Consider the following 26307-nt stretch of genomic DNA (forward strand, 5'->3'; position numbering starts at 1 on the left):
CCAGGTCACCAAAGAGGCTACTCGGTACCGAAGCCGTAGAAGTACCGTTCGAAGATGCCGCGTGTTCGGCGCGTCATCCTCAGGTAATCCTCTTCGAGCGCGCCGCCGTGCCCGGGCTGGTAGCCGCACCAGCGGGCCACCGCCTCCAGGTCCCGTCGGGAGGACGGCAGCAGGTCTGCGTTCTTGCCGCTCCAGATGACGTTGGCGGACCTGATCCGGCTCGCCAGGGACCAGCTCTGGCGCAGCGTAAGGACGTCGGCGGCCGGGAGCAGGCGGCCCTCCTCGATGGCGTCCAGGGCGTCCATGGTTCCGGTGGTGCGCAGGCCCGGATTCTCGTGCGCGTGCAGCAGCTGCAGCAGCTGGACCAGCCATTCCACGTCGCTCAGGGCGCCGCGGCCGAGTTTCAGGTGGCGGGCCGGGTCCGCGCCGCGGGGCAGCCGTTCCGATTCCACCCTGGCCTTGATCCTGCGGATTTCGCGGACATCTTCCGGCCCAACGTCGCGGCCGTAGCGGATGGGACCGATCAGCTCGATGAACTCGGCCGCCAGCTCGTCGTCCCCGGCGATCGGCCGGGCGCGCAGCAGCGCCTGGGTCTCCCAGACGAGGGACCAGCGCTGGTAGTACTCCCGGTAGGAGTCCAGCGAGCGGACCATCGGGCCGTTCTTGCCCTCGGGGCGCAGCGCGGCATCCAGCTCCAGCGGGCGTTCGGCGAGCACGGGAGGGCTGCACGGCTGCTGCAGCAGCGACGAAAGCTGCGAGACGATCCGCAGCGCCTGCTGCTGCGCCGCGTCCGGATCCGCGCCCGGCAGCGGCTTGTGCAGGTAGATGACGTCCGCGTCCGAGACGTAGCCGATCTCGCGGCCGCCCTGGCGTCCCATCGCGACCACCAGGACCCGGGTCAGCTGCTCGTCCTCCTCGAACACCACGCCCTCCGCGACGTGCAGGGCACCGAGGATCGCCGCCCGGTCCGCGTCGGACAGCGCGATCCCGACCTGGTTCTGGTCCAGCAGGCCCGAGCTGTCGGCGATGGCGATCCGCAGCATTTCCCGGCGCCGGATCTGCCGGATGAGCCGCATTGCGGCCTTCGGGTCCTGGTGGCGGGACATCTTGTGCCGGATTTCCTGCCACTGCAGTTCGAAGCTCCGGGGCACCAGCTCCTTGTCGGAGCCCAGCCACGCCGCCGATTCGGGGGAGACTTCCAGCAGGTCGGTGATGAACCGGCTGCTGGAGAGTACGTGGCACAGCCGCTCGGCCGCAGAGCTCGAGTCGCGGAGCATGCCCAGGTACCAGTGGGACTCCCCTAGGGCTTCGCTGAGCCGGCGGAAGCCGAGCAGTCCGGCATCAGGGTCCACACCGTCGGCGATCCATTCCAGCAGGACCGGAAGCAGCTGCCGCTGAAGGAGCGCACGGCGCCTAATACCCGCCGTCAGCGCCTCGATGTGCCGCATGGCGCCGCGGGGGTCCAGATAGCCCAGTGCGGCCAGCCGCCCCTGCGCCGCTTCCGGCGACAGCCTGACCTCGTCGGCGCTGAGGTTCGCGGCCGTGGCCAGCAGCGGGCGGTAGAAGATGCTCTCGTGCAGCTCGCGGACCCGGCGCTTCGTCTGCTGCCACTGCTGAAGCAGCACCTCCGGGGCAGGCCGTGCCGTGGACAGCGAGCCCAGCGAGGACTTGGCCAGCGCACGCAGGGCCGCCTCGTCCTGCGGCATCAGGTGAGTGCGGCGGAGCTGCACCAGCTGGATGCGGTGCTCGAGCACGCGCAGGTAGCGGTAGGAGCGGTCGAACTCGTTGGCGTCGGAACGGCCGATATAGCCGGCAGCGCTCAACGCGGCGATGGCCGACGTCGTATCCCGTACCCGCAGCGACTCGTCCACCCGGGCGTGGACCAGCTGCAGCAGCTGGACCGTGAACTCGACATCACGGAGGCCGCCGCGCCCGAGCTTGATCTGCCGCCCGCGCTCGTGCACCGGAATGTTGTCGGTGACCCGGCCGCGCATGGCCTGCACCGACTCCACGAATCCCTCCCGCTCGGAGGAGCTCCAGATTAGCGGGGCCACCGCTTCCTCGTAGCGCAGGCCGAGGTCCCGGTCCCCCGCGATGTGCCGGGCCTTCAGCAGAGCCTGGAACTCCCAGGTGTGGGCCCAGCGCCGGTAGTAGCTGAGGTGCGACTCCAGGGTCCGCACCAGCGGGCCGTCTTTGCCTTCCGGGCGCAGGTTGGCGTCGACCTCCCAGAGCCCGGGTTCCGGTCCGGCCGAGGAGATCGCCCGCGTCATGCCTGTGGCCAGTGCCGTGCCGATCACCGCGGCCCGGGCCTCGTCCAGTCCGTCGGCCTCCACGACGTAGACCACGTCGACGTCGGAAATATAGTTCAGCTCGCCGGCGCCGCACTTGCCCATCCCGATGACCGCGAGCCGCACCCGCGCGGCCTCATCCGCACCGAAGCGCTCGGCGAGCTCGGCACGGGAGACCGCGAGCCCCGCCTCGATGGCCGCTGCGGCGAGGTCAGCGAGCTCGCGGCCGGCAGCCGGCATGAAGTCCACGGGCGAGGCCGCGCAGAGGTCCCTGATCGCGAGCTCTGCCAGGTGCCGCCGGTACCGGCTGCGGAGCCGGCTGTATGCGTCCTTTCCGGACTGCCGCGCGACCGGCTGGTCGGCGGAGGGGTCGGCGCCGACCGATTCGAGCAGCGATGTGCGCAGCCGCGCCGCCGGAACAGCGGCCGGCTCGGGGCTGGCCTTGGTCTGCAGCACGTCCAAATGCTCCGGCCGGCGCAGCAGGAACTCGCCCAGCGCCTCCGAGGCGCCCAGCAGGCGGAACATCGCCTCGCTGGTGTCCGCGTCCGAGGAGGCGAGCTCGGCCAGCTGAGGGTGGCGCTCCAGCAGCCTGACCAGCGAAACCAGCGCCAGGTCCGGGTCCGCGGCCTGGCTGAACCCCTCGAAGAGGCGGTCGCGGTCCAGGCCGTCCAGTTCCCGGGCGGCCAGGAAGCGCGTGCTCTTCTCGAGGTCCTTGAAGCCGCTGGCGATCAGCTGCCGGTTCAGGCTCATGCGGTCCGCATCCTGGTCCGCATCCTAAAGGATGCCGATGTTTCGGTGCAGCTCGTGCGGGGTGACCTGGATCCGGTAGTCATGCCATTCCGCCCGCTTGTTCCGCAGGAAGACCTCGAAGACCTGCTCGCCGAGGATCTCCGCCACCAGCTCGGAGTCCTCCATCACGCGGACCGCGTCGTGCAGGCTGGACGGCAGCGGGTCGTGGCCCATGGCCCGGCGCTCGGCCGAGCTGAGGCTCCAGACGTCTTCCTCGGCGCCCGCCGGCAGCTCGTAGCCCTCTTCGATGCCCTTGAGCCCGGCCCCGAGCAGGACGGCATAGGCCAGGTACGGGTTGGCTGCGGAGTCGATGCCGCGGTACTCGATCCGCGCGGACTGGCCTTTGTTCGGCTTGTAGAGCGGCACGCGGACCAGGGCGGAGCGGTTGTTGTGGCCCCACGAGATGTAGCTGGGGGCCTCTCCCCCGCCCCAGAGCCGCTTGTAGGAATTGACGAACTGGTTGGTGACGGCCGTGAACTCCGGGGCGTGCTTGAGGATGCCGGCCATGAACTGGCGGGCGGTTTTGGACAGCTGGTACTCCGCGCCCGCTTCGAAGAACGCGTTGGAATCCCCCTCGAACAAGGAGAAGTGGGTGTGCATGCCGGAACCGGGGTGCTCGGAGAACGGCTTCGGCATGAAGGTGGCGTAGATCCCCTCCATCAGCGCCACCTCCTTGACCACGGTGCGGAAGGTCATGATGTTGTCCGCGGTCTGCAGTGCGTCGGCATAGCGCAGGTCGATCTCGTTCTGGCCCGGGCCGTCCTCGTGGTGGCTGAACTCGACCGAGATGCCCACGTTCTCCAGCATCGTCACGGCCGTTCGGCGGAAGTCCTGGGCCACGCCGCCGGGCACATGGTCGAAGTACCCGGCCTGGTCCACGGGCACCGGCACGCCGTCCGGGCCCAGTTCCTGCGACTTGAGCAGGTAGAACTCGATCTCCGGGTGCGTGTAGCAGGTGAAGCCCATGTCCGCGGCCTTGCTCAGCGCGCGCTTGAGCACGTTGCGCGGGTCGGCTGCGGAGGGCTCCCCGTCCGGCGTCAGCACGTCGCAGAACATCCGCGAGGTCTGCTCCGCCTCGCCGCGCCAGGGCAGGATCTGGAAGGTTGCCGGGTCGGGCTGGACCAGCATGTCCGATTCGAAGACGCGGGCCAGGCCCTCGATCGACGAGCCGTCGAAGCCGAGCCCCTCTTCGAAGGCGCCCTCGACCTCGGCCGGGGCGAGTGCCACGGATTTGAGCGAGCCGACAACGTCGGTGAACCATAGCCGGACAAACCGGACGTCCCGTTCTTCGATGGTTCTGAGCACAAATTCCTGCTGGCGGTCCATTGATACCCTTTCCGTGCCTGGCCTCGTGGCCCTGAATCGGCCTGCTAGTACTCACTCTACTTAAGGAAACCCCTGTTTCCTGCCCCGCAGAGCCGCCCCGCCGCCGTCGTGCGCTGGAGCCGCGGCACACCGGCCCATTAGGCTCTAAGCCATGACGTCTCCCACCTCCGGGGCAGAGCAGCCCGCCCCCTACGGCACCGGTCCCGCCCCGCAGGCCAAGACCGCCGGCAAGATCCGCATCCACCACCTGCAGCAGGCCAAGGAAGAAGGCAGGCGCTTCGCCATGCTGACCGCCTATGAGCAGTACACCGCCGAAATTTTCGACGAGGCCGGCATTGAGGTCCTGCTGATCGGGGACTCGGCCTCCAACAACGTCTACGGAAACGAGACCTCGCTTCCGGTCACGGTGGATGAGCTGCTGCCGCTGTGCCGGGCGGTGAGCCGGTCCGCAAAGCGCGCCTTCATCCTCGCGGACCTGCCGTTCGGCAGCTACGAGGTCTCCGCCGGGCAGGCGGTGGAAACCTCGGTGCGCTTCCTGAAGGAAGGCGGAGCCCACGCAGTCAAGATGGAGGGCGGGGCGTTCTACGCGGACACCGTGCGGGCCGTGGTGCAGGCGGGCGTCCCGGTGATGGCGCACATCGGATTCACCCCGCAGAGCGAACACTCGCTGGGCGGCTACCGGGTGCAGGGCCGCGGCGACGATGCCAGCCGGCTCATCGAGGATGCCAAGGCCCTCGAAGCGGCGGGCGCCTTTGCCGTGCTGATGGAGATGGTGCCGGCAGACGTGGCCGCGTCAGTGGACGCTGCCCTCCGGGTGCCGACCGTCGGGATCGGGGCCGGCAGCGCCACCACCGGCCAGGTGCTGGTCTGGCAGGATATGGCCGGACTCCGCGGCGGCAAGATGGCCAGGTTCGTCAAGCAGTACGCGAACCTGCGCACGATCCTGGGCGATGCCGCCCGCGAGTACGCCGCCGATGTGCGCGGCGGCACGTTCCCGGGCAGGGAACACAGCTTCTAGCCATCCACCCGGCTGACGCCACCATGCTGTATCGGTGCACGCCGGCGGAGGTTTGATCTCATCCTTGGCGGGTGAGCCCCGAGGTCACCGCGCGCGCTTCACTGGAAGGGTCATGGTTGCCCAACTTGCCAGCGCAGCGCTCAGCCGGATTACAGCCCCGGTTCTCCTCCCGGCCGTCCAGCCGGCCAGGAGCGGGCAGATCCGTCGGGTGCTGCGCAATACCGCCTTTGAGCTCCCTTCGGCAGGCCCGGCGCCGATGGCGCGCATCCTGCTCGCGGGGCGCAACGGAGCATCCGCCGCGGAGACGGAAGCGGGCAGCCGGCCAAGGAAGTCCCATGCCGCAGAGCATGGAGACGGTGAGCGGATGGAACACCACCATGAGTGAGATTGGCAAACCGCTGCCCTCTGCGGAATACGAAGAGCTGCTGGCACTGCGCCGGGAGAACGCCGAGCTGAGAAGGGGGCGCCTGGAGGCGGAGCCCGGCGCGCCGGCCAGGCCAAGTGCCACTTCGCACGTCCTGCGGTGGGTGGCATCAGCGATCCTGCTGGTCTTGACCTGCGTGCTCACCATGGCAGCGGTAGCCGCAGCGTACCTGCGCAGCGAAGTGCTCGATACCGACCGCTACGTGGCTACCGTGGCGCCGCTGTCATCGGACCCGGTCATCCAGGCGGAAATAGCCAACCAGGTCACCGAACAGATCACCTCCAGGGTCGATATCGAGGGACTCACGCGGCAGGCTCTGGCCGCTGTCACCGAGGCGACTCCCCGGGTGGCTCCGTACGTCACCGGCCTGGCGCCCGTCATTGCAGAGCAGGCCACGACCCTGATCCATGACACGACCGCCAGGCTGGTGGCCACCGAGCAGTTCGATGACCTGTGGATCCAGGCCAACCGGCGAGCCCACCAGAGGCTGGCTGCGCTCCTGACCCGGGAGAACGACGGTGCGGTCACGATCGATCAAGCCGGCACGGTCACGTTGACGGTTGCTCCCATCATTGAACGGGTCAAGAGCGTGCTGCTCGAAAAGGGCGTGGGCTTCGCCCGCAACATCCCCGCCGTCAATGCTGAGATAGTCCTCTTCCAGGCCCCGGCGCTCGTCCGGGCGCAGCGGGCCGTCAGCGCGCTCAACACGGCGGCCGAGGTGTTGCCCTGGGTTGCGTTGGCCTGTGCCGCCGGCGCCGTGGCCGCCGCGCCCCGCAGCGGCCGGCGGCGGGCGGTCATCTACGCCGGGCTCGCCTTCAGCGTGGCCATGGCCTTGCTGGCCATCGGACTGGCTATCGGACGCGGCTACCTGCTCAATTCGATCCCGCCTGATGCCATCTCTCCCGGCGCCGCCCAGGTGCTGATCGACACGCTGCTGGTGCCGTTGCGGACCACGGTGCGAATGGTGTTCGTGCTGGGCCTGGTGATTGCGCTGGCTGCCTTCCTGAGCGGCCCCTCGGGCGCTGCCCGCGCCGTACGCAGGGGGTTCACCAATGGTGCCGACTTCGTGAACGGCAAGATCAGCTCCGGACCGGCCAAACCGTGGCAGCACTGGCTGGCCCGCCACCGCCGGATCCTGGAGGCCGCGGTCGTCGCCATCGCGGCACTGATCCTGATCTTCTGGTCCTACCCAACCGCAGCCATAGTAGTGACGCTGGCAGTCAGTGTCGTGGTGCTTGTCATCGTCATCGAAGTGCTCTCGCGCCAGGCCGTGGTCGAGAGGGAGGCAGTCGTGGCCGGAGAAGGCCGTTAGTCCTCGTCCTGGGCGTCCCAGGCCTCGTTGCGTTCACGGACCTTCTCCAGCGCCTTTTCGGCCTCGGCCCGCGTCTCGTAGGGCCCGATCAGCTGGGTCCAGTCTGACTGCGCACCAACCTCGACCTGGTGCGTGACCACGTTGAACCAGTATTCCGGCATGTGTGTCCCTTCCTTCGGGGCCGGCGCAAGCCGGCCGGATTGGCCGCCGCAGTGGCGCCGGGCTATAAGATCGATACTATGCCCCACATCGCAACAACAGCACCCTTGGGCACGCTCGTCCAAGGCACCGTCAGCCCGGTACTCCCGGTTCCGTCTTCGATCCAGCGGCCCGAGTACGCATGGAAGCCGGCACCGGCGAAGTTCACGGGTTCCGAGGTCAAGGACGCCGAGACCATCGAGCGGATCCGCCACGCCAGCCGGATCGCCGCGCAGGCCATCGTCGAGGTGGGCAAGCACGTCCGTCCGGGAGTGACAACGGACGAGCTGGACCGGGTGGGGCACGAGTTCCTGCTGGACCACAACGCCTACCCCTCCACGCTCGGCTACCGGGGCTTCCCCAAGTCCCTGTGTTCCTCGGTCAACGAAGTGATCTGCCACGGCATCCCGGACACCACCGAGCTGCGTGACGGGGACATCATCAATATCGACATCACCGCGTATGCCGGCGGCGTCCACGGCGACACCAACTACACCTTCCTGGTCGGCGACGTGGACGAGGAGTCCCGCCTGCTCGTCGAGCGGACGCAGGAATCGCTCAATCGGGCCATCCGCGCGGTCGCCCCGGGCCGCGAGATCAACGTGATCGGCCGGGCGATCGAGTCCTATGCCAAGCGTTTCGGCTACGGCGTGGTCCGCGACTTCACCGGACACGGGGTCGGCGAGGCGTTCCATACCGGCCTCATCATTCCCCATTATGACGCCGCCCCCGCCTACAGCCGGCTGATCGAACCCGGCATGGTCTTCACCATCGAGCCGATGCTGACGCTCGGCACGATCGAGTGGGACATGTGGGATGACGACTGGACCGTCGTCACGAAGGACCGCAAGCGGACCGCCCAGTTCGAACACACCCTGGTGGTCACCGAAAGCGGAGCCGAAATCCTGACTTTGCCCTGACCAGCAAGTAGGCTGGCGGCAAGCAGGACCGGCGGACCACGGACGGAGCATTCATGGGCGAGAAAGACGATGGGCGGAAGGCCGCCAAGAAGGCTGCCCGGTCCGTCCTCGGTATCGATATCGGGGGCACCGGCACGAAGGGCGGCATCGTCGACCTGAAGAAGGGCAAGCTGGTCGGGGACCGTGTCCGGCTGGACACGCCCCAGCCATCGACCCCGGAGGCCGTCGCCGACGTGGTCGCCGCCCTCGTCGAGGAACTCTCCGCGCGCCCCGAGGGGCCGCCGCCGCATGCCCCCGTGGGCGTGACGTTCCCTGCCATCATCCGTCACGGCGTGGCGCTCTCAGCCGCGAACGTGGACCCGAGCTGGATCGGGACGGATGTCGACAGGCTGCTGAGCGAGCGCCTCGGACGCGAAGTCCAGGTCATCAACGACGCCGATGCCGCCGGACTCGCGGAGGCGCGCTTCGGCGTGGGCGCAGGGCGCGGTGGCACCGTGCTGGTGATCACGCTGGGCACCGGTATCGGTTCCGCCTTCATCTTCGACGGACAGCTTGTCCCGAATGTCGAGCTGGGGCACCTCGAGGTGGACGGCTTCGACGCCGAGACCAAGGCCTCCGCCACTGCGCGGGAGCGCGACGGCCTCGACTGGGACGAATACGCCGTGCGCCTGCAGCGCTACTTTTCCCACGTGGAGTTCCTGTTCTCCCCCGAACTCTTCATCGTGGGCGGAGGAATCTCCAAGCGCAGCGAGGACTTCCTGCCCAAGCTCAAGCTGGCCACGGAGATCGTGCCCGCCGAACTCAAGAACAACGCGGGCATCGTCGGCGCCGCCCTGCAGGCCGCGCACCATTTCAACTACCGCAAGTAGCCGGTTCCAGGCAGCGCCTAACGCGCGGTGAGCGGGCGCTGCTTGCCGGACGGCGCCGCCTTCGCCGCGGCCTCGGTCTCCGACCGCAACTGGCCGATAGCCGACTCGAAGTCCTCAAGGGACTCGAACCCCTGGTAGACACTGGCAAACCTCAGGTACGCCACCAGGTCCAGCTTCTTCAGCGGACCCAGAATCGCCAGGCCGACCTGGTGCGCGTCGATCTCGGCCGCGCCGCTGGCACGGACGGTCTCCTCGACCTCCTGGGCGAGGAGGGCCAGGTCGTCATCCGTCACCGGCCGGCCCTGGCACGCCTTCCGCACGCCGTTGATCACCTTGGTCCGCGAGAACGGCTCGCCGGCGCCGGAGCGCTTGACCACGCTCAGGCTGGTCGTCTCCAGCGTCGTGAAGCGCCGACCGCACTCCGAGCACTGCCGGCGCCGGCGGATGGCCGAGCCGTCCTCGGTCAACCTGCTGTCGACGACGCGCGAATCCGCATTGCGGCAGAACGGACAGTACACGCCGCACTCCCTTCCTGGCCCGCACCGGCGGACCCATCGTTAAAGCCGCTGGGATGGATCACAGCGGCAGGCTTTGGGTAACTTACCGGACGGCAGGCTGCGCCGCGGCTGCCGCGCCGTCCCGGAACCGGACCGACACGGCGTCGCCGTGGGCCGGCAGGTCCTCGGCCTGCGCGAGGGCCACGATGTGCCCGCCGACCTCCTGCAGTGCGGCACGCCCGTAGTCGATGATCTGCACCGCCTTGAGGAAGGTCGTGACGTTCAGGCCCGAGGCGAAGGTGGCCGTTCCGCTGGTGGGCAGCACATGGTTTGAGCCGGCGCAGTAGTCACCGAGGCTAACCGGGCTGTAGTCGCCGACGAAGATCGCACCGGCGTTGCGGATCCTCGCGGCCACGGCGGCCGCATCCCGCGTGTGGATCTCAAGGTGTTCGGCAGCATAGGCGTCGCACACCGCGATGCCCTGTTCGACGTCGTCCACGAAAATGATGCCCGACTGCGGGCCGGTCAGCGCCTGCGCCACCCGCCCCGCGTGCCGGGTGGCCGCCGCCTGGACGGCCAGCTCGGCGCGCACGGCGTCGGCCAGGGCGGCCGAGTCCGTGACCAGGACGGATGCCGCGTGCGGGTCGTGCTCCGCCTGGCTGATCATGTCCGCGGCGACGAAAGCCGGGTTGGCGGTCTCGTCCGCGAGGATCGCGATCTCCGTGGTCCCGGCTTCGGCGTCGATGCCCACGACGGACTTCACCAGCCGCTTTGCGGTGGCGACGAAAACGTTGCCCGGGCCGGTGACGACGTCCACCGGTTCCAGCGCGGGCCCGGCGTCATTGGCCGGTACTCCGTAGGCGAAGGCCGCGACCGCCTGGGCGCCGCCGATCGCATAGACCTCGTCGATGCCCAGCAGCCGCGCTGCGGCCAGGATCGTGGGGTGCGGCAGGCCGCCGAAATCCTTCTGCGGAGGCGAGGCCAGGGCGATCGACCCGACGCCGGCGGCCAGCGCAGGAACGACATTCATCACGACCGACGAGGGATAGACGGCCAGTCCGCCCGGGACATAGAGTCCGACGCGTGCCACCGGCACCCACTTGTGCGTCACCGTGGCGCCGTCGGCGATGGGGACGACGGCGTCCGCCGGCTTCTGTGCCTCGGCGAAGGTCCTGGCGCGGGCGATCGATTCCTCGAGCCCGGCCCGGACCGCGGGATCCAGTGCCGCCAGGGCCCCTTCCAGTGCCTCGGCGGGAACCTTCGGGTGCGACTGCTCGACGCCGTCGAAGCGCTGGGCCAGCTCCGCCAGGGCTTCGAAGCCGCGGCTCCGGACACTGCCGATGATCTCTTCCACCGCGTGCGAGGCCACATCGAACGTGGTCTCGGCCCGCGGCATGGCGGCCTTCAGTTCGGCCGGGCCGAGCCGCCGCCCGCGCAGGTCGAGGACGGGCAGGGCGAAGGATGATTCGGAGTTGGTCGCAGCAGTCACGGTTCTATTCTACGTAAGCGCGGGACCCAGCCCGGATGGCCGCGTCACACGTCGAGGCAAGCGGGTCCGAGCAGGATCTTCAGGTCGCCAAACAGCGCAGGGGTCGGGTTGACCCTAAGGTCCACGCCGAGCTTCATAACTTCGATCTTGCGCGAGCTGTTCAGCCGCACCTGGACCTCGGTGGTCCCCGGATGGGTACGCAGGACATCCCCGAGCGACGAGACCATGGTTTCAGTGGCCTTGAAGCTGGCCATGGAAATCACGACCGGCCCGGAATGGCCATCGCTCAGGTCGGGAACCGTCAGTTCCTGGGCGTTGAGGGTGACGGCGCCGTCGTCGCGGCGCTGCAGGCGGCCACGGACCACCACAATCAGGTCCTCGGCCAGGATCGAGGAGATCGGGCCGTAGACCTGCCCGAAGAACATGACCTCCATCGAGCCGCCCAGGTCCTCGACCTCCGCGCGGGCGTAGGCGTTGCCGCTGTTCTTGGCGATCCGGCGCTGCAGGGAGGTGATCATGCCGGAGATGGTGACGATGGAACCGTCGGCCGGTCCCTCCTCGCTGATCACCGACGTGATGGACATGTCCGCGTGCTGGCTGAGCAGGCCCTCGAGCCCCTGCAGCGGATGGTCGGAGACATACAGGCCGAGCATGTCGCGCTCGAACGCCAGCTTGTCCTTCTTTTCCCACTCCGGCAGGTCGGGAATCTCCACCGCCAGCGCACCGCCGGCCTCGCCGCCGTCGTCGAAGGCGCTGAAGAGGTCGAACTGGTTTGCCGCCTCGTTGCGCTTAAGCACGATGACCGAGTCCACGGCCTCTTCGTGCACCATGGCCAGTGCACGGCGCGGATGCCCGAGCGAATCGAACGCGCCGGCCTTGATCAGGGATTCGATGGTCCGCTTGTTGCAGACCACGGCGGGGACCTTCTGCAGGAAATCGCTGAAGTTGGCGAAATGCCCCTTCTCCTCGCGGGCGCCGACCATCGCATGGACGACGTTTGCGCCAACGTTCCGGACGGCGCCCATGCCGAAGCGGATGTCCTTGCCGACGGGAGTGAAGTTGACGCTCGATTCGTTGACGTCGGGCGGCAGCACGGTGATGCCCATGTGCCGGCACTCGTTCAGGTACATCGCCAGCTTGTCCTTGTCGTCGCCGACGGAGGTGAGCAGCGCGGCCATGTACTCGCCCGGATAGTGCGCCTTCAGGTACGCCGTCCAGTAGGAGACCACCCCGTAGGCGGCCGAGTGGGCCTTGTTGAACGCGTAGTCGGAGAATGGGAGCAGGATGTCCCACAGGGTCTTGACGGCGGCGTCGGAATAGCCGTTGTCCTTCATGCCCTGGGAGAAGCCGGCAAACTGCTTGTCCAGCTCCGATTTCTTCTTCTTGCCCATCGCGCGGCGCAGGATGTCCGCTTGGCCCAGCGAATAGCCGGCCAGCTTCTGCGCGATGGCCATGACCTGCTCCTGGTACACGATCAGGCCGTAGGTGCCGCCGAGGATGTCCTCCAGCGGTTCGGCCAGCTCGGGATGGATCGGAACGATCTCCTGCAGCCCGTTCTTGCGCAGCGCGTAGTTGGTGTGCGCGTTGGCGCCCATGGGACCGGGACGGTACAGCGCCAGCACCGCGGAAATGTCTTCGAAGTTGTCCGGTCGCATCAGCTTCAGCAGCGAACGCATGGGACCGCCGTCGAGCTGGAAGACGCCCAGAGTGTCGCCGCGGGCGAGCAGTTCGTAGGACGCCTTGTCATCGAGGTCCAGGTCTTCCAGGACCAGGTCCTCGTCGCGGTTGAGCTTAATGTTCTCCAGGGCGTCCGAGATGATGGTCAGGTTCCGCAGCCCGAGGAAGTCCATCTTGATCAGGCCGAGGCCCTCGCAGGTCGGATAGTCGAACTGCGTGATGACCTGGCCGTCCTGCTCGCGGCGCATGATCGGGATGATGTCGATCAGCGGGTCGGAGGACATGATGACGCCGGCGGCGTGCACGCCCCACTGCCGCTTCAGCCCTTCCAGGCCCAGGGCCGTCTCGAATACCTTGGCCGAGTCGGGGTCGGACTTGAGCAGCTCGCGCAGCTCCTCGGCCTCTCCGTAGCGCGCGGCGTCCGGATTGTGCACGTCCGGCAGGGAAATGCCCTTGCCCATGACGTCCGGCGGCATTGCCTTGGTCAACCGCTCCCCCACGGAGAACGGGTAACCCATCACGCGTGACGAGTCCTTCAGGGCCTGCTTGCCCTTGATGGTGCCGTAGGTGACGATCATGGCCACGCGTTCGTCGCCGTACTTCTCCGTGACGTACCTGATCACTTCGGAGCGGCGCCGATCATCGAAGTCGACGTCGAAGTCGGGCATGGACACGCGGTCCGGGTTCAGGAACCGCTCGAAGATCAGCCCGTGCTTAAGCGGGTCCAGGTCCGTGATCCGCATGGCGTAGGCGGCCATGGAACCGGCGCCCGAGCCACGTCCAGGGCCCACGCGGATGCCGTTGTTCTTGGCCCAGTTGATGAAGTCCGCCACCACCAGGAAGTAGCCCGGGAAGCCCATCTGCGAGATGACGCCGATTTCATAGTTGGCCTGCTTGCGCACCTCGTCGGGAATGCCGTCCGGGTAACGGTAGTGAAGCCCGGTTTCGACTTCCTTGATGAACCAGGATTCCTCGTTCTCCCCCGGCGGGCAGGGGAAGCGCGGCATGTAGTTGGCCTGGGTGTTGAACTCTACGTTGCATCGCTCGGCGATCAGCAGCGTGTTGTCGCATGCCTCTTCGTAGTCCCTGAAGATGGCGCGCATCTCGGCCGGCGACTTCAGGTAGAACTCGTCGGCGTCGAACTTGAAGCGCTTGGGGTCCGCGAGCGTCGAGCCGGACTGGACGCACAGCAGCGCCGCGTGCGACTTCGCATCCTCGGCGTGTGTGTAATGCAGGTCGTTCGTGGCCACCAGCGGCAGCTTCAGCTCCCGGGCCAGCTTGATCAGGTCCGCCTGGACGTTGCGCTCGATGTCCAGGCCGTGGTCCATCAGCTCACAGAAGAAGTTCTCCGTCCCGAGGATGTCGCGGAAGTCCGATGCCGCCTGCACCGCCTCTTTGTAGAGGCCCAGGCGCAGCTTGGTCTGGACTTCGCCGGAGGGGCAGCCGGTGGTGGCGATGAGGCCCTTGCCGTAGGTCTGCAGCAGGTCGCGGTCCATGCGCGGCTTGTAGAGGTAGCCCTCGAGCGAGGCGAGCGAGGACATCCGGAAGAGGTTGTGCATCCCCTCGGTGGTTTCCGCCCACATGGTCATGTGCGTGTAGGCGCCGGCACCCGAAACGTCGTTGCGGCCGCCGTCACCCCACCGCACACGGGTCTTGTCCTGCCGGGCGGTACCCGGCGTCAGGTACGCCTCGACGCCGATGATGGGCTTCACACCGGCATTCCGGGCCTTGTTCCAGAAGTCGAAGGCGCCGAAGACGAATCCGTGGTCCGTGGTGGCCACGGACTCCATGCCGAGTTCCTTCGCATGGTCGAACAGGTCCGTCAGGCGGGCGGCGCCGTCCAACATCGAGTATTCGGTGTGGTTGTGCAGATGTACGAAGTTTCCGGAACCGGTTTTAGAGCTAGTCACTGTTGCCACCAAAACATTCTAGGCGGCGGCCCGGGTAAGGCCGAGCCGCCTCGCCATCAGACCCGATGCTCGGCCAGCGCCTCGACAGCATAGGCGAGATCGGCCGGGTAGCCGCTTTCGTATTCGACCCACTCGCCGGTGCCGGGGTGCGTGAAGCCGAGCCTCTTGGCATGCAGCCACTGCCGGGTCAGGCCGAGCTCGGCCGCCAGCTTGGGATCGGCCCCGTAGGTCAGGTCCCCGGCGCACGGGTGGCGCAGGGCGGAAAAATGCACGCGGATCTGGTGGGTCCGCCCGGTTTCCAGATGGACCTCGACCAGGGTTGCCCGCCCAAAGGCTTCCAGGACCTTGTAGTGCGTCACGGAGGGCCGTCCGTCCTCGACGACGGCGAACCGCCAGTCGTAGCCGGGGTGCCTGCCAATGGGGGCATCGATGGTCCCCTCCAGCGGATCGGGCAGGCCCTGGACCAGGGCATGGTAGACCTTGTCCACTGTGCGGTCCTTGAAGGCACGCTTGAGCAGGGTGTAGCCGTGTTCCGTCTTTGCCACCACCATGACCCCGGACGTGCCGACATCGAGGCGGTGGACGATGCCTGCGCGTTCGGCGGCCCCGGAGGTCGAGATCCGGTACCCGCGTGCCGCCAGGATTCCGACCACGGTCGGCCCAACCCAGCCGGGCGACGGGTGGGCCGCGACCCCGACGGGCTTGTCGATAACGACGAAGTCGTCCTCGTCACCAAGTATCTTCATATCCTCCACGTCCTCAACGACGACGGCCAGCGGGTCACGTTCCTCCGGGCGGCTGACGCGCAGCTCGCCGTGATCCGGGAGCCGCTCGGACTTGCCGATGACGCGCCCCGCGATCGTCACGTGGCCGTTGCTGCACCAGGCCGCCGCCGAGGAGCGGGAGATCCCCAGCAGTTGCGCGAGGGCGGCGTCCACCCGTTTGCCGGCGGTCTCCGGCCCGAGGGTGAATGCCCAAGTCTGCTCAGGCACTGTCCTGCCCCTGGGACGGCTCCTGCGGGCGGTCCCGGCCCGATCCGTCGGCGCCGTCCCCGTCCTTCCCGCTCTTGACCCGCCGGCCGTCCATGCCGATGCCGCGCAGCGTCAGCAGGCACCAGAGGATCACCGAGCCGACGATCGCGGAGTCGGCGATGTTGAAGATGGCGAAATTAGGCAGGGCGATGAAGTCCACGACATGGCCGATGCCGAAGCCGGGCTCACGGAACAGGCGGTCCGTGAGATTGCCGAGCACCCCGCCCAGCAGGAAGCCCAGCGCCACAGACCACCAGAGCGACCGGATGCGGCCCGCGTAGAAGACGATGGCGGCCGCGACCACCGACATGATGATCGTAAAGACCCAGGTGTAGTCCTCGCCGATCGAGAAGGCGGCCCCCGAGTTGCGGATGAAGTGCCAGTGCAGCAGCGGCGGCAGGACCGGAATGATGTCTCCCTCGGACATCGTTCCGACCACCCAGGCCTTGGTCGCCTGGTCAAGGCCGTAGGCAAAGGCGGCGCAAGCTGCCAGGATCAGTACGAAACGCGCGGCGCCGCTCTTTCCCGCCGGAGGGCGGGCGGTTCCGCCGCTGCTGCTGGCAGGCGGCTGGTCGGCGGGGATTGGTTCAGACATGGTTCCTTCGAGCGGCAGGGCGGCGGGTTGGGACGGTAGCGGCAGTACGGCGATGGCCGGTGTCAGGGGCAGCCCCGGCACCGGCCATTTGCATCCATGCCCGCGGCACGGCGCTCACATTCGCAGTGGTCTAGGAATCCTTGATGTCAGGCGTCGCGAAAGAACCGCGCGCCTCGAGGTCCCGCAGCTGGCCTTCGATGTAGGCCTTCAGGCGCGAACGGTAATCCCGCTCGAATCCGCGCAGCTGCTCCAGCTTGCGCTCGAGGACGGCTTTCTGCTGCTCGAGGGCGCCGAGGGTCTTGCGGCTCTTCTCCTGCGCGTCGTTGACCAGGGTGCTGGCTTCGATCTGCGCTTCCGCGATGATCTTGTCGCGCTGTTCCACACCGGCGTTGACGTACTCGTCGTGAAGCTTCTGGGCCATGGCCAGCACGCCGGCGGCAGACTCGGCAGTGGCCGCGTGGCCGGAGGGCGCAGCGGCGGCAGCCGGCGCGGATACCGCCGGCGCCGGTGCGGTGGCGGGGGCAGGTGCGGGTGCCGGGGCCTTGGCTTCTTCCTTGACCGGCTCCTTCGGCTCTTCCTTCACCGGCTCTTCGACCTTCGGCGCGGCGGCAACCGGAGCGGGGACGCTGGCCGTCGACGGCTTACCTGAGGTGGCCTCGGCGAGCTTCTTGCGCAGCTCGTCGTTTTCCTGGTTCAACCGGCGCAGCTCTACGACAATTTCGTCAAGGAAGTCGTCGACCTCGTCCTGGTCATAGCCTTCACGGAACTTAGTCGGCTGGAACCTCTTGTTGACAACGTCTTCAGGCGTCAGAGCCATGTGGTCACCTCATACTGGTTCTTGTAGATCACGAATACATGCGAACGCGTTCATGACAACGGTAGCGAAAAGATTCCCTGACACGTTACATTCACTGCCTCTGAAAATCAGCGTATAACTTTTCAGCACCGAAGCATAACCGCGTGTCAGCGCGCCAGACCGGCGATGATTGCCAGCGCAATACTGGTCACGATGAAGAGGACCAGGAATGCCAGGTCCAGTGAAAAACCGCCGATGCGCAGCGGCGGAATCATCCGGCGCAGCGCCTTCAGCGGCGGGTCCGTTACAGCATAGATACCGGAGGCGGTGACCAACGCGACACCCCTCGGACGCCATTGGCGCGCAAAGGTCTGCACGACGTCGAAGACGATACGGATGATCAGCGCCAGCTGGAACAGCATGAGGACGAGATAGAGCAGGACAAAGATGATGGACACGCCGGTTCCACGATTCCTAGCGTTGAAGGTGCAGGTACTTCACGAATACTGCCTCAGCGGCAGCGTCCGGCGCTAGCTCTGGTTGAAGAAGGTGGCCTGCTGCTCGCTGGCCTTCTTGTCCTCGCCCAGCACCTCCATGGTCGCCGGCGAGAGCAGGAATACCTTGTTGGTGACCCGCTCGATGCTTCCGTGCAGCCCGAACACCAGGCCGGCCGAGAAATCGACCAGCCGCTTGGCGTCCGCCTCCCCCATGTCCGTAACATTCATGATCACGGGAATCCCGTCGCGGAAGCTCTCACCGATGACTTTGGCATCGTTGTAGGAGCGGGGATGGACCGTCGTGATCTGACGCAGCACGTTCGACTCCTCGCGGGATGATGGGGCGCGCTTGATGGGCGTCACCGGGGCACGGTACTCTTCGGCAGCGGCCGGCTTGGCGGGAGCAGGCGGATTCTCGGCCCGGCGCTCCTCGCGCGCAGGCTCGGGAGCTTCCTCGACCCTGGCCGGTAGTTCCCTGCTGGCAGGCTCATTCTGCTCGGGCTCGTACTGCTCGTCACCGTCTGCGAGCCCGAGGTAGATCATTGTCTTGCGCAAGGCGCCAGCCATGGTCTGCTCCTAATCCTGTCTTCACCACTGCTCTTGCCAAAACGCTACATCACGGGCGGTCGCGGTCCGAGCACATCTGACCCGACACGCAGGTGTGTCGCCCCGGCCGCGACGGCCGCTTCGAGGTCCTGGCTCATCCCCGCCGAAACCATCGCTGCCGCGGGGTGCGTCCGGCGCAGCTCGGCCGAATACTGCATCAGCCGCGAGAAGGCCTCCGCCGGATCCGCGCCCAGCGGCGCGACGGCCATCAGCCCGCCCAGTTCCAGGCCGTCGGCTTCGGACACCGCCGCCGCAAGAGCCCCGATCTCTTCCGGGCAGGCTCCGCCGCGCCCCGAGGATCCGGCATCCCCCTGCACCGTCCTGTTCTCCAGATCCACCTGGAGCAGGACCAGCAGGTCCTTTCGCGGCTGGCCGCCCTGTTCCGCGCGCCGGACCTGCTCCGCGGCCATCGCCTTGGAGAGCGACTTGACCAGCGACAACCGGTCGACCGAGTGGACCGCGTAGGCGTACCGCACGACCGACTTCGCCTTGTTCGTCTGCAGCTGGCCGATGAAGTGCCACCGCAAGCCGGCCGCAGCCGGAACGGCTTCCAGTTCCGCGGCTTTCGCGGCGGCTTCCTGGTCCCGGTTCTCCCCGACGTCCCGGACCTCGAGTTCCGCCAGCGCGGCAACGTCCGACGACGGGAAGAACTTCGTGACCACGATCAGTTCGGGGGCCGGTCCGGACCGCCGGGCAGCGGCCGCCGCGATCCTCTCCCGTACCCGCGCCAGGTTCGCCGCGAGCTGGTCTTTCCGTTCTGCGTCCGTCATGCTTCCGTCCAGACAAGGCCGGCAAACCGGCCGGTGGCGTGGTCCCTTCGATAAGAGAAGAGTTCCGGGTGCTCCAGGGTGCACCCGTCGACCCGCTGCACCGCAACGCCCAGTGAGGCCAGCTGGGCGGCGGCTGCGGCGGGAAGGTCCAGGGCCGGCGTACCCCAGGATGTTACGGAGCGCAGCCCGGGCAGGGCCGCCGCCGCCTCCTCCTGCATGGCGGCCGGCACCTCGTAGCACCGCCCGCAGATGGCCGGGCCGATCCATGCACGGACACCGGAGCCGCCTGCGGCCTCCAGCCGCCGGACCGTGTTGACAAGGACGCCGTCCAGCAGGCCGCGGCGGCCTGCGTGGGCCACCGCGGTCGCATGCCCATGGCCGGCAACAGCCGTGAAGACCACCGGAAGGCAGTCCGCGACCATAACCCCCAGCGGCACATCGCCGCCGGGGGCCACCAGCGCGTCGAGCTCGGCGGGACCCTCAGTCGGCTCCATGGGGCGGACCGTCCCGACGTTGGCCGAATGGACCTGGTTCATGAACCGCAGGCCGCCGTCGCCGATCCCCAAGGCAGACTCAAGGGCCCGGCGATGCCGCCGCACCGTCTGCGGATCGTCGCCGACGTGCAGCGCCAGGTTTCCGGCAGTGCTGTCGGTGAACCCGACCCACAAGCCATCGTCGACCTGTTCCCGCCACCAGAACATTCCCGGCCCTCCTCCGTGCAGCAGACCTCCTACTTCAGGAAGTCGGGAACGTCCAGGTCATCGGCGCGGCCGGCGGCAAGGTCCGGCTCGACGACGGCCGGCAGGTCCACGTCGAATCCGGCGTCGGCCGGCAGGTCGTAGCCGCGCGAACCGCCGTGGCCCCACGACCTGGCCGCGCTGGATGCGGCCTGCGCCTCGACCGGCTCCGCGGCGGGCTGCGACGGCGGCACGGAGGGCGCAGCCGGGGCAGCGGCAGCCGGCCTGTGGGCAGGCTGGGCCGCGGAAGTGACGTCCACCTGGTCGAAGCCGGCGGCGATGACCGTCACGCGCGCTTCGTCTCCGAGCGCATCGTCGATCACGGCGCCGAAGATGATGTTGGCCTCCGGGTGCGCGACCTCCTGGACGAGGCGGGCCGCCTCGTTGATCTCGAACAGGCCGAGGTCGGAGCCGCCCTGGATCGACAGCAGCACGCCGTGCGCGCCGTCGATGGAGGCCTCGAGCAGCGGCGAGGCGATGGCCAGCTCCGCCGCCTTGACCGCGCGGTCCTCCCCGCGGGCCGAGCCGATGCCCATCAGCGCCGAACCTGCGCCCTGCATGACGGACTTGACGTCGGCGAAGTCGAGGTTGATCAGGCCGGGCGTGGTGATGAGGTCGGTGATGCCCTGGACACCGGAGAGCAGGACCTGGTCCGCCGAGCGGAAGGCGTCCAGCATGGAGACATTGCGGTCGCTGATGGAGAGCAGCCGGTCGTTCGGGATGACGATCAGCGTATCGACTTCGTCCCGCAGGGTCTCGATGCCGCTTTCCGCCTGGTTGGACCGGCGGCGCCCCTCGAATGTGAACGGCCGGGTGACCACGCCGATGGTCAGCGCGCCGAGCGAACGGGCGATGCGGGCCACGACCGGCGCCCCGCCGGTGCCCGTGCCGCCGCCCTCGCCGGCGGTCACGAACACCATGTCCGCGCCGCGCAGGACTTCCTCGATCTCTTCGGCGTGGTCCTCGGCTGCCTTGCGGCCGACCTCCGGATCCGCCCCGGCGCCGAGGCCCCGGGTAAGTTCACGGCCGACGTCGAGCTTGACGTCGGCGTCGCTCATGAGCAGGGCCTGAGCATCTGTATTGATCGCGATGAACTCGACTCCGCGGAGTCCCACCTCGATCATCCGGTTGACGGCGTTCACGCCACCGCCGCCGATGCCGACGACCTTGATGACGGCCAAGTAATTTTGCGGTGCTGCCACGTCCTGTGTCCCTTGTTCGAATCTCTGCTCTGGTCTTGTCCTCCAGGCCGGAGCGAGCCGCCAGCCCATCGGTTCGCCTGGCCATAACGTTAACTCTCAGGTTGAGGGTTAGAGTTATGTCAAGCTACTTCTATTCCGAGACGCTATTGGCATCATTGCCCTCATGCAATGACCGGCCTCCGCGTGTCGTCCAACTGCGTTTCTATTGCTCATCTCGTGACCGGCCGCGTGGGTGTCGACACGTCGTACACCGTAATACCGCCCTCCGGCTCCTCCGCCTTCAGCAGCACTTCGAAGACCTTCGCCTTCAAGTCCAACTGGTCTGCGTTGCCCCAGACGACCTTCTTGCCGTTGGTCAGCTGCAGCTCGACGGAGTCCACGGATTTGGCGGAGGCATGCTCCAGCTCCGCCAGCACATCCTGCGGCAAGGCACCCAGGACCGTCGTCAACGTCCGGAAGATCTCCCGGTCGTCGGCCGCCGTGCTGTCGTCAATCAGCGGGAGTTCAACGTCCGTCCGCTTCCCGACCGCCGCCAGCCGCTTGCCATCCGAGTTGACCAGGGCAAACTTCTTGCCGGTCTCCAGCAGCGCCACCGGCGGGTGCTCGATCACCTTGATGCCGAGCTCGGAAGGCGGCTTCGCCTCGACGGCGACATCGTGCACTGCGGGGAACCCGCTCAGCAGGGCCCTGACCTCCTTGTCGCTGACCTGCGGCAGCGGCTTGCCCTTCAGCGGCTCGAGGGCAGCCTCGACCTGTGCCTTCGGGGTCAGGTCCGTCCCGCTGACGCTCACCGTCTGGACCGCCAGCACCGGCGAAAAGACCAGCACAGCGAGCAGCCCTGCGAAGAGGACTACCGCGGTGGCACCGCCGATCAGCAGCCGTCGGCGCAGTTTCCGCTTGGGAGACTCGGGGAACGCCACGACCGTCCGTGCTGCGTCGTCCATGGACGACGCCGTCACGGCCTTGCGCTGCCTGGTGGCCTTGGCGGCAGGTCGGCTGCGCCCGGGTACAGTCCCGCCGTCGGCCGCAGGTCCTCCGGGGCCGCCGCGGCGTCCGCCGGCGTCCTTCCCCGGTTCCCGGAGCGATTTCCCCCAATCGAGGGCCCGCCAGCCGCCGCCGGTCCTGCCGCGGCTGCCTTCAGGGGGCTCGGGCAGCGCCTTAGTGGCGCTCGTCGCCGTGCTGTCCTTCACGCCCATGGCCGTGACCTTGCCCGAGTTGATCCGGACGCTGCCGGACTCCGCCCCGATTGGCGCGTGCCCGGTGCCGCTCGGGCCGGAGGAACGCTGCGCGGCTTCCGGATTCCGGCGCCCCTCGCTGCTGCGCTTCTCGGACTCCGCGGGCCGCCGGCTGCCGGAATCCGCCGCCAGCCGGGCCGGCCGAGATGCGGCGCCGGCGCCGGCGGAACCCGGAGCACCCTTTGGCGTGGCGGGCTTGCGCGGCTTCCGGACCGCCATCAGTGGCGGCCGTCCACTGTCCGGTGGGCCAGGTCCTCCACAAGCCGCGGGCCGTATTGGGTGACGTCCCCTGCCCCGATGGTCATCACGATGTCGCCGGACTGCGCGCGCCCGGCAACGGCCAGCACGGCGTGTTCCGGGTCCGGCTCGTAGCCACCCGACGTGTCCATCCGCTCGGTGATCAGCTCGCTGGTGACGCCCGGGATGGGGTCCTCGCGGGCCGGGTAGATGTCCAGCACGGCAACGCTGTCCGCGAGCGACAACGCCTTGGCGAAGTCGGCGGCGAACTCGCGGGTCCGGGAGAACAGGTGGGGCTGGAACAGCACATGGACCTGATGGCCCTGGGCCACCCGGCGGGCCGCCCGAAGTGCGGCCTCGACCTCGGTGGGGTGATGGGCGTAGTCGTCGAAGACCCGGACGCCGCCGGCTTCACCGCGCGCCTCGAAGCGGCGGGCCGCCCCGGTGAAGCCGGCGAGCCCGGCGGCGGCGGCCTCGGGTTCCAGCCCGACGCCGAGCCCGGCCGCGAAGGCAGCAGCGGCATTGCGGATGTTGTGCTCGCCCGGAACCTGCAGCCTCAGCTCCTGGGTGCCGCCGTCGAAGTCGAGAGTGCTGGTGCTGGAGGCGGCATCGAAGCGGCTGTCCCGAATGCGCACGTCCGCGTCCTCGGCGTAGCCGTAGCCGACGATCCGCTGTCCCGTGCCGCTGGAGCGGAAGCGCTCCGCCAGGGCGCGGGCCCCGGGATCGTCGAGGCAGGCAATCAGCACGCCATCCCGCGGCAGGAGCGCGGCAAAGCTGTCGAACGAGGCATAGACGGACTCGGCCGAGCCGTAGTAGTCGAGATGGTCCGCTTCCACGTTCGTCACGATGATGGTCTTCGGCAGGTAGTTCAGGAAGGACCCGTCCGACTCGTCCGCTTCGGCCACGAAGATTCCGCCGCTGCCGTGGGCGGCGTTGACGCCCAGCGCGGCAACGTCGCCGCCGATGGCGAAGGAAGGCGCGCGCCCGGCGCTTTGCAGCATCACGGTGACCATCGCCGTCGTCGTTGTCTTGCCGTGCGTTCCGGCCACGGCGATCAGTTCCTGCGACCCCATGGAGGACGCCAGCGCAACGGAGCGGTGGATGATGTTCAGCCCGCCGGCGACGGCCGCCTGGAGCTCGGGGTTGTCCGGCCGGATGGCGGTGGAGACCACCACGGTGTCTGCGCCGGCGACGTTGCCCGCGTCGTGGCCAAGGTGGACCACGGCGCCGAGTTCCTGCAGCTGCCGGAGTGTGCGCGAGTCCTTGCTGTCGGAACCGGAGACGGCCACGCCACGGGCCAGCAGGATCCGGGCGATGGCGGACATGCCGGCCCCGCCGATGCCGATGAAATGGACCCGTCCCAGGTCTTCGAAGGCCAGCCTCGTGGTGGTGTGGAAGTCTGCGGCTTTCACCGGTTCCCCTCCCCTGCGGCCTCGAAGACCATCTTTGCCATGCGCTGGTCCGCGTCCCGGATGCCCAGGACGCGTCCGGCGGCCGCCATGGCCTCCAGCCTGGCCGGGTCCTTGAGCAGGGCCGGCACGTTGACCTCGACCCATTCCGCGGTAAAGTCCTGGTCCCGGACGAGGACGGCCCCGCCGGCCCCGACCAGGTCCGCCGCGTTGAGTGCCTGCTCCCCGTTGCCGTGCGGCAGCGGCACGAGCACCGCGGGCAGTCCGACGGCGGCCACTTCGCAGACGGTAGCGGCACCGGCCCGGGCCAGGAGCAGGTCCGCCGCGGCGTAGACATCCTCCATGCCGTCGACATACTCGACCTGCTTGTAGCCGGGTGCGCTCAACGGGGAACCCGCCGCGTCCAGCTGCTGCTTGCCCCGCCCCGTGATGTGCAGGGTCTGGATCCCGGCGTCCGCCAGCGCCCGGAGCGCGCCGCCGATCGTGCGGTTGATGCTGGCGGCCCCGGAAGAGCCGCCGGTGACGATCAGGGTGGGCTTGTCCGCCGCCAGTCCCAGCCGTTCGCGCGCGCCGGGCCGGCGGGCGGCCCGGTCCAGCGAGGAGATCTCCGTGCGCATGGGCATCCCCACCCAGGCGGCGTGAGGGAGCCGGGTGCTCTGGAACGCCACCGCGACATGCTGGGTCAGCCGGGCGCCCACGCGGTTGGCCAGCCCAGGCCGCGCATTCGCTTCGTGGATCACCATCGGCACCTTGGCCCGGCGCGCGGCGATGTACATGGGAGTACTGACATAGCCCCCGACGCCGACCACGACGTCCGCACCGGCCTGCTCGATGATTCCACGGGCCTGCCTGACGGCGGCCGCGAACTTGAACGGAAGCTTCAACAGGTCCAGCGAGGGACGCCGCGGCATCGGGACGCGCTCGATGGTCGCCAGCTCGAAAGCTGCCGCGGGGACCAGGCGGGTTTCCATGCCGGCCGCGGTGCCGACCGCCAGGATGTGCGCCTCGGGATCATCGGTCCGGATGGCCCGGGCGATAGCGAGCAGGGGGCTGATATGCCCGGCTGTGCCGCCGCCGGCGAGAACCACGGAAAGGTTCGGGGAGTTCATCTTGGTGCTTGGGTACCTTCTGTTTCGGGAAAAAATCTTGCGGGGCGGCCACGAGCGGTTCAGGCCCGCTGGACCTTTTTTGCCTGCGCGGCCCGTTTGGCGTCCGGCCGCGCAAAGGACAACAGTACCCCCACGGCGGCAAGCGTGATGGTCAAAGCCGACCCGCCGTAGGAGATGAACGGCAGCGGCACGCCGATGACCGGCAGCAGTCCCGTGACCACTCCCATGTTGACGAAGGCCTGCCCGATGATCCACACCATGATGGCCCCGCCGAAGATCCGCACGAACGGATCGTCGCGGCGCATCACCGTGCGGACGATGGCGACGGCGAGGATGCCGAACAGCGCGACCACCACCAGCGTGCCGAGCAGTCCCAGCTCCTCGCCGATAATGGCGAAAATGTAGTCGTTGTGTGCCTCGGGAATCCAGCTGTACTTCTGCCGGCTCTGGCCCAGGCCCACTCCCCACCAGCCGCCGGAGGCCAGGGCGAAGAGGCCGTTGCAGGACTGCATGTTCAGCCCGGTCGTATCGTCGCAGCTCTGGTCCAGCCACATGGTGATGCGTGCCACGCGGTTGGGGCTGGTGATCGCCAGGAGCAGCACGCCCGCCACCGCGGTGGCGCCGGCGATGGCGAACAGCTTCATCCGCGCTCCGCCGAAGAAGAGGGCGCCGGCCACGATGAGCATGATGATCATGGCGGTGCCGAGGTCGTTCCCGGCCAAAACCAGCAGGACCACCAGTCCGCCAACCGGCAGCACGGGCACCACCAGGTGCTTCCACTCGTGCAGCAGCGGGCCCTTGCGGACGAGGATGCACGCGATCCACAGGCCGAGGGCCAGTTTGGCGGCCTCCGAGGGCTGGGCGGTAACCCCCGGCGCGAGCTGGATCCAGTTCCGGTTGCCGTTGACGTTGACGCCGAGCGGCGTGAACACCAGCACCAGCAGCGCGAGCGAGAGTCCCAGCGCCGGCCAGCCAAGTTTCTTGTATGTCGGAATACTGAGCCGGGAAAGCACGAGCATCAGGATGATGCCGCCCGCGGCGAAGAGGCCCTGCTTCATGAACAGGTCGAAGGGCGAGGCGCCCTCGGCAATCGATTCCACCGCGGACGACGAGAGCACCATGAGCAGGCCGATCGCGGTCAGTGCCAGCGCCGATCCCAGGATCAGGTAATAGCTGAACCCCGACGGCTCGCGGTCCGCGCCGTCCGCCCGGTCCAGAAGGACCTTCGCCTTGACCAGCCACGCCGCGCGCGGCTGCCGGGGCGGAGCCGAAGGCCGCTGCCCGCCGGCCGACGCCGCGGCATTGCCTGCCCCTGGCTTCGACGCCGGCTTCCGGGACGAGCCCCGGGTAGGCGTGGTGACCATCA

At 68.2% G+C, this 26307-nt stretch carries 22 protein-coding genes; 4 read left to right on the plus strand and 18 right to left on the minus strand.

The window, feature by feature from the left end:
• Window positions 1-17: 17 nt before the first annotated feature.
• On the minus strand, window positions 18-3038 hold the full coding sequence (locus WFH44_RS09630) for a bifunctional [glutamine synthetase] adenylyltransferase/[glutamine synthetase]-adenylyl-L-tyrosine phosphorylase (RefSeq protein ID WP_336713600.1): 3021 nt from the start codon (window positions 3036-3038) through the stop codon (window positions 18-20).
• A 24-nt stretch (window positions 3039-3062) separates the two neighbouring features.
• Window positions 3063-4403 carry a glutamine synthetase family protein gene (locus tag WFH44_RS09635; protein WP_336713601.1) on the minus strand — a complete coding sequence of 447 codons (1341 nt, stop codon included), beginning with the start codon at window positions 4401-4403 and terminating at the stop codon, window positions 3063-3065.
• Between the two features lie 151 nt (window positions 4404-4554).
• Here WFH44_RS09635 and panB point away from each other — a divergent pair, with 151 nt between their 5' ends.
• Window positions 4555-5421, plus strand: a complete 867-nt coding sequence (panB, locus tag WFH44_RS09640; protein WP_336713602.1) for a 3-methyl-2-oxobutanoate hydroxymethyltransferase — start codon at window positions 4555-4557, stop codon at window positions 5419-5421.
• A gap of 377 nt (window positions 5422-5798) precedes the next feature.
• Entirely contained in the window at window positions 5799-7157 is a 1359-nt protein-coding gene (locus WFH44_RS09645) for a hypothetical protein (protein ID WP_336713603.1), read from the plus strand.
• Here WFH44_RS09645 and WFH44_RS09650 read toward each other — a convergent pair.
• Entirely contained in the window at window positions 7154-7318 is a 165-nt protein-coding gene (locus tag WFH44_RS09650; protein ID WP_336713604.1) for an SPOR domain-containing protein, read from the minus strand. The two genes, WFH44_RS09645 and WFH44_RS09650, sit on opposite strands and share 4 nt — an antisense overlap.
• A 78-nt stretch (window positions 7319-7396) precedes the next feature.
• Here WFH44_RS09650 and map point away from each other — a divergent pair, with 78 nt between their 5' ends.
• Window positions 7397-8275: a type I methionyl aminopeptidase gene (gene map / locus WFH44_RS09655; RefSeq protein WP_336713605.1), complete on the plus strand. Its 879-nt coding sequence runs from the start codon at window positions 7397-7399 to the stop codon at window positions 8273-8275.
• 53 nt (window positions 8276-8328) lie between these two features.
• Window positions 8329-9144, plus strand: coding sequence for a polyphosphate--glucose phosphotransferase (ppgK, locus tag WFH44_RS09660; protein WP_336713606.1), 816 nt, complete (start codon window positions 8329-8331; stop codon window positions 9142-9144).
• 17 nt (window positions 9145-9161) lie between these two features.
• Here the strand turns inward: ppgK and nrdR are convergent, their stop codons facing one another.
• From nrdR to ftsW, 15 genes are all read right to left on the minus strand, one after another.
• A complete protein-coding gene (nrdR, locus tag WFH44_RS09665; protein WP_336713607.1) occupies window positions 9162-9662 on the minus strand; it encodes a transcriptional regulator NrdR in 501 nt (166 codons plus the stop codon).
• A gap of 82 nt (window positions 9663-9744) precedes the next feature.
• On the minus strand, window positions 9745-11130 hold the full coding sequence (gene hisD / locus WFH44_RS09670) for a histidinol dehydrogenase (RefSeq protein ID WP_336713608.1): 1386 nt from the start codon (window positions 11128-11130) through the stop codon (window positions 9745-9747).
• 44 nt (window positions 11131-11174) lie between these two features.
• Window positions 11175-14717, minus strand: a complete 3543-nt coding sequence (gene dnaE / locus WFH44_RS09675; protein WP_336713659.1) for a DNA polymerase III subunit alpha — start codon at window positions 14715-14717, stop codon at window positions 11175-11177.
• 56 nt (window positions 14718-14773) lie between these two features.
• Window positions 14774-15709, minus strand: a complete 936-nt coding sequence (locus tag WFH44_RS09680; RefSeq protein WP_336713609.1) for an RluA family pseudouridine synthase — start codon at window positions 15707-15709, stop codon at window positions 14774-14776.
• The gene (gene lspA, locus WFH44_RS09685) at window positions 15702-16343 is read right to left on the minus strand and encodes a signal peptidase II (protein ID WP_336713611.1); all 642 of its coding nucleotides are present in this window, start codon (window positions 16341-16343) and stop codon (window positions 15702-15704) included. Before lspA ends, WFH44_RS09680 begins: the two co-directional genes overlap by 8 nt.
• A 130-nt stretch (window positions 16344-16473) precedes the next feature.
• Entirely contained in the window at window positions 16474-17160 is a 687-nt protein-coding gene (locus tag WFH44_RS09690; RefSeq protein ID WP_336713612.1) for a DivIVA domain-containing protein, read from the minus strand.
• 146 nt (window positions 17161-17306) lie between these two features.
• Window positions 17307-17597: a YggT family protein gene (locus WFH44_RS09695; protein ID WP_262104244.1), complete on the minus strand. Its 291-nt coding sequence runs from the start codon at window positions 17595-17597 to the stop codon at window positions 17307-17309.
• Between the two features lie 72 nt (window positions 17598-17669).
• Complete coding sequence (locus WFH44_RS09700) at window positions 17670-18203, minus strand: cell division protein SepF (RefSeq protein WP_336713613.1); 534 nt, start codon at window positions 18201-18203, stop codon at window positions 17670-17672.
• Between the two features lie 44 nt (window positions 18204-18247).
• Window positions 18248-19012, minus strand: a complete 765-nt coding sequence (locus WFH44_RS09705) for a YggS family pyridoxal phosphate-dependent enzyme (protein WP_336713614.1) — start codon at window positions 19010-19012, stop codon at window positions 18248-18250.
• Window positions 19009-19713 carry a polyphenol oxidase family protein gene (locus tag WFH44_RS09710; protein WP_336713616.1) on the minus strand — a complete coding sequence of 235 codons (705 nt, stop codon included), beginning with the start codon at window positions 19711-19713 and terminating at the stop codon, window positions 19009-19011. Before WFH44_RS09710 ends, WFH44_RS09705 begins: the two co-directional genes overlap by 4 nt.
• A gap of 29 nt (window positions 19714-19742) precedes the next feature.
• Window positions 19743-20951, minus strand: a complete 1209-nt coding sequence (gene ftsZ, locus WFH44_RS09715) for a cell division protein FtsZ (RefSeq protein ID WP_336713617.1) — start codon at window positions 20949-20951, stop codon at window positions 19743-19745.
• 209 nt (window positions 20952-21160) lie between these two features.
• Window positions 21161-22405 carry a cell division protein FtsQ/DivIB gene (locus WFH44_RS09720; protein ID WP_336713618.1) on the minus strand — a complete coding sequence of 415 codons (1245 nt, stop codon included), beginning with the start codon at window positions 22403-22405 and terminating at the stop codon, window positions 21161-21163.
• Entirely contained in the window at window positions 22405-23835 is a 1431-nt protein-coding gene (gene murC / locus WFH44_RS09725) for a UDP-N-acetylmuramate--L-alanine ligase (RefSeq protein WP_336713619.1), read from the minus strand. Before murC ends, WFH44_RS09720 begins: the two co-directional genes overlap by 1 nt.
• Complete coding sequence (murG, locus tag WFH44_RS09730) at window positions 23832-24941, minus strand: undecaprenyldiphospho-muramoylpentapeptide beta-N-acetylglucosaminyltransferase (protein ID WP_336713621.1); 1110 nt, start codon at window positions 24939-24941, stop codon at window positions 23832-23834. Before murG ends, murC begins: the two co-directional genes overlap by 4 nt.
• Window positions 24942-25000: 59 nt before the next feature.
• Window positions 25001-26305, minus strand: a complete 1305-nt coding sequence (gene ftsW / locus WFH44_RS09735) for a putative lipid II flippase FtsW (protein WP_336713623.1) — start codon at window positions 26303-26305, stop codon at window positions 25001-25003.
• Window positions 26306-26307 lie beyond the last annotated feature (2 nt).

The sequence above is a fragment of the Arthrobacter sp. USHLN218 genome (assembly GCF_037144715.1).
In the GTDB taxonomy this organism is placed as follows: domain Bacteria; phylum Actinomycetota; class Actinomycetes; order Actinomycetales; family Micrococcaceae; genus Crystallibacter.

What these genes read in the sequence shown, in the direction of transcription:
- WFH44_RS09650 (WP_336713604.1), bottom strand. Translation starts at nt 7,318, where the DNA reads ATGCCGGAATACTGGTTCAACGTGGTCACGCACCAGGTCGAGGTTGGT.
- WFH44_RS09700 (WP_336713613.1), bottom strand. Translation starts at nt 18,203, where the DNA reads ATGGCTGGCGCCTTGCGCAAGACAATGATCTACCTCGGGCTCGCAGAC.
- ftsW (WP_336713623.1), bottom strand. Translation starts at nt 26,305, where the DNA reads ATGGTCACCACGCCTACCCGGGGCTCGTCCCGGAAGCCGGCGTCGAAG.
- WFH44_RS09645 (WP_336713603.1), top strand. Translation starts at nt 5,799, where the DNA reads ATGAGTGAGATTGGCAAACCGCTGCCCTCTGCGGAATACGAAGAGCTG.
- map (WP_336713605.1), top strand. Translation starts at nt 7,397, where the DNA reads ATGCCCCACATCGCAACAACAGCACCCTTGGGCACGCTCGTCCAAGGC.
- WFH44_RS09630 (WP_336713600.1), bottom strand. Translation starts at nt 3,038, where the DNA reads ATGAGCCTGAACCGGCAGCTGATCGCCAGCGGCTTCAAGGACCTCGAG.
- ppgK (WP_336713606.1), top strand. Translation starts at nt 8,329, where the DNA reads ATGGGCGAGAAAGACGATGGGCGGAAGGCCGCCAAGAAGGCTGCCCGG.
- WFH44_RS09705 (WP_336713614.1), bottom strand. Translation starts at nt 19,012, where the DNA reads ATGACGGACGCAGAACGGAAAGACCAGCTCGCGGCGAACCTGGCGCGG.
- lspA (WP_336713611.1), bottom strand. Translation starts at nt 16,343, where the DNA reads ATGTCTGAACCAATCCCCGCCGACCAGCCGCCTGCCAGCAGCAGCGGC.
- WFH44_RS09635 (WP_336713601.1), bottom strand. Translation starts at nt 4,403, where the DNA reads ATGGACCGCCAGCAGGAATTTGTGCTCAGAACCATCGAAGAACGGGAC.
- WFH44_RS09720 (WP_336713618.1), bottom strand. Translation starts at nt 22,405, where the DNA reads ATGGCGGTCCGGAAGCCGCGCAAGCCCGCCACGCCAAAGGGTGCTCCG.
- WFH44_RS09690 (WP_336713612.1), bottom strand. Translation starts at nt 17,160, where the DNA reads ATGGCTCTGACGCCTGAAGACGTTGTCAACAAGAGGTTCCAGCCGACT.
- murG (WP_336713621.1), bottom strand. Translation starts at nt 24,941, where the DNA reads ATGAACTCCCCGAACCTTTCCGTGGTTCTCGCCGGCGGCGGCACAGCC.
- WFH44_RS09710 (WP_336713616.1), bottom strand. Translation starts at nt 19,713, where the DNA reads ATGTTCTGGTGGCGGGAACAGGTCGACGATGGCTTGTGGGTCGGGTTC.
- panB (WP_336713602.1), top strand. Translation starts at nt 4,555, where the DNA reads ATGACGTCTCCCACCTCCGGGGCAGAGCAGCCCGCCCCCTACGGCACC.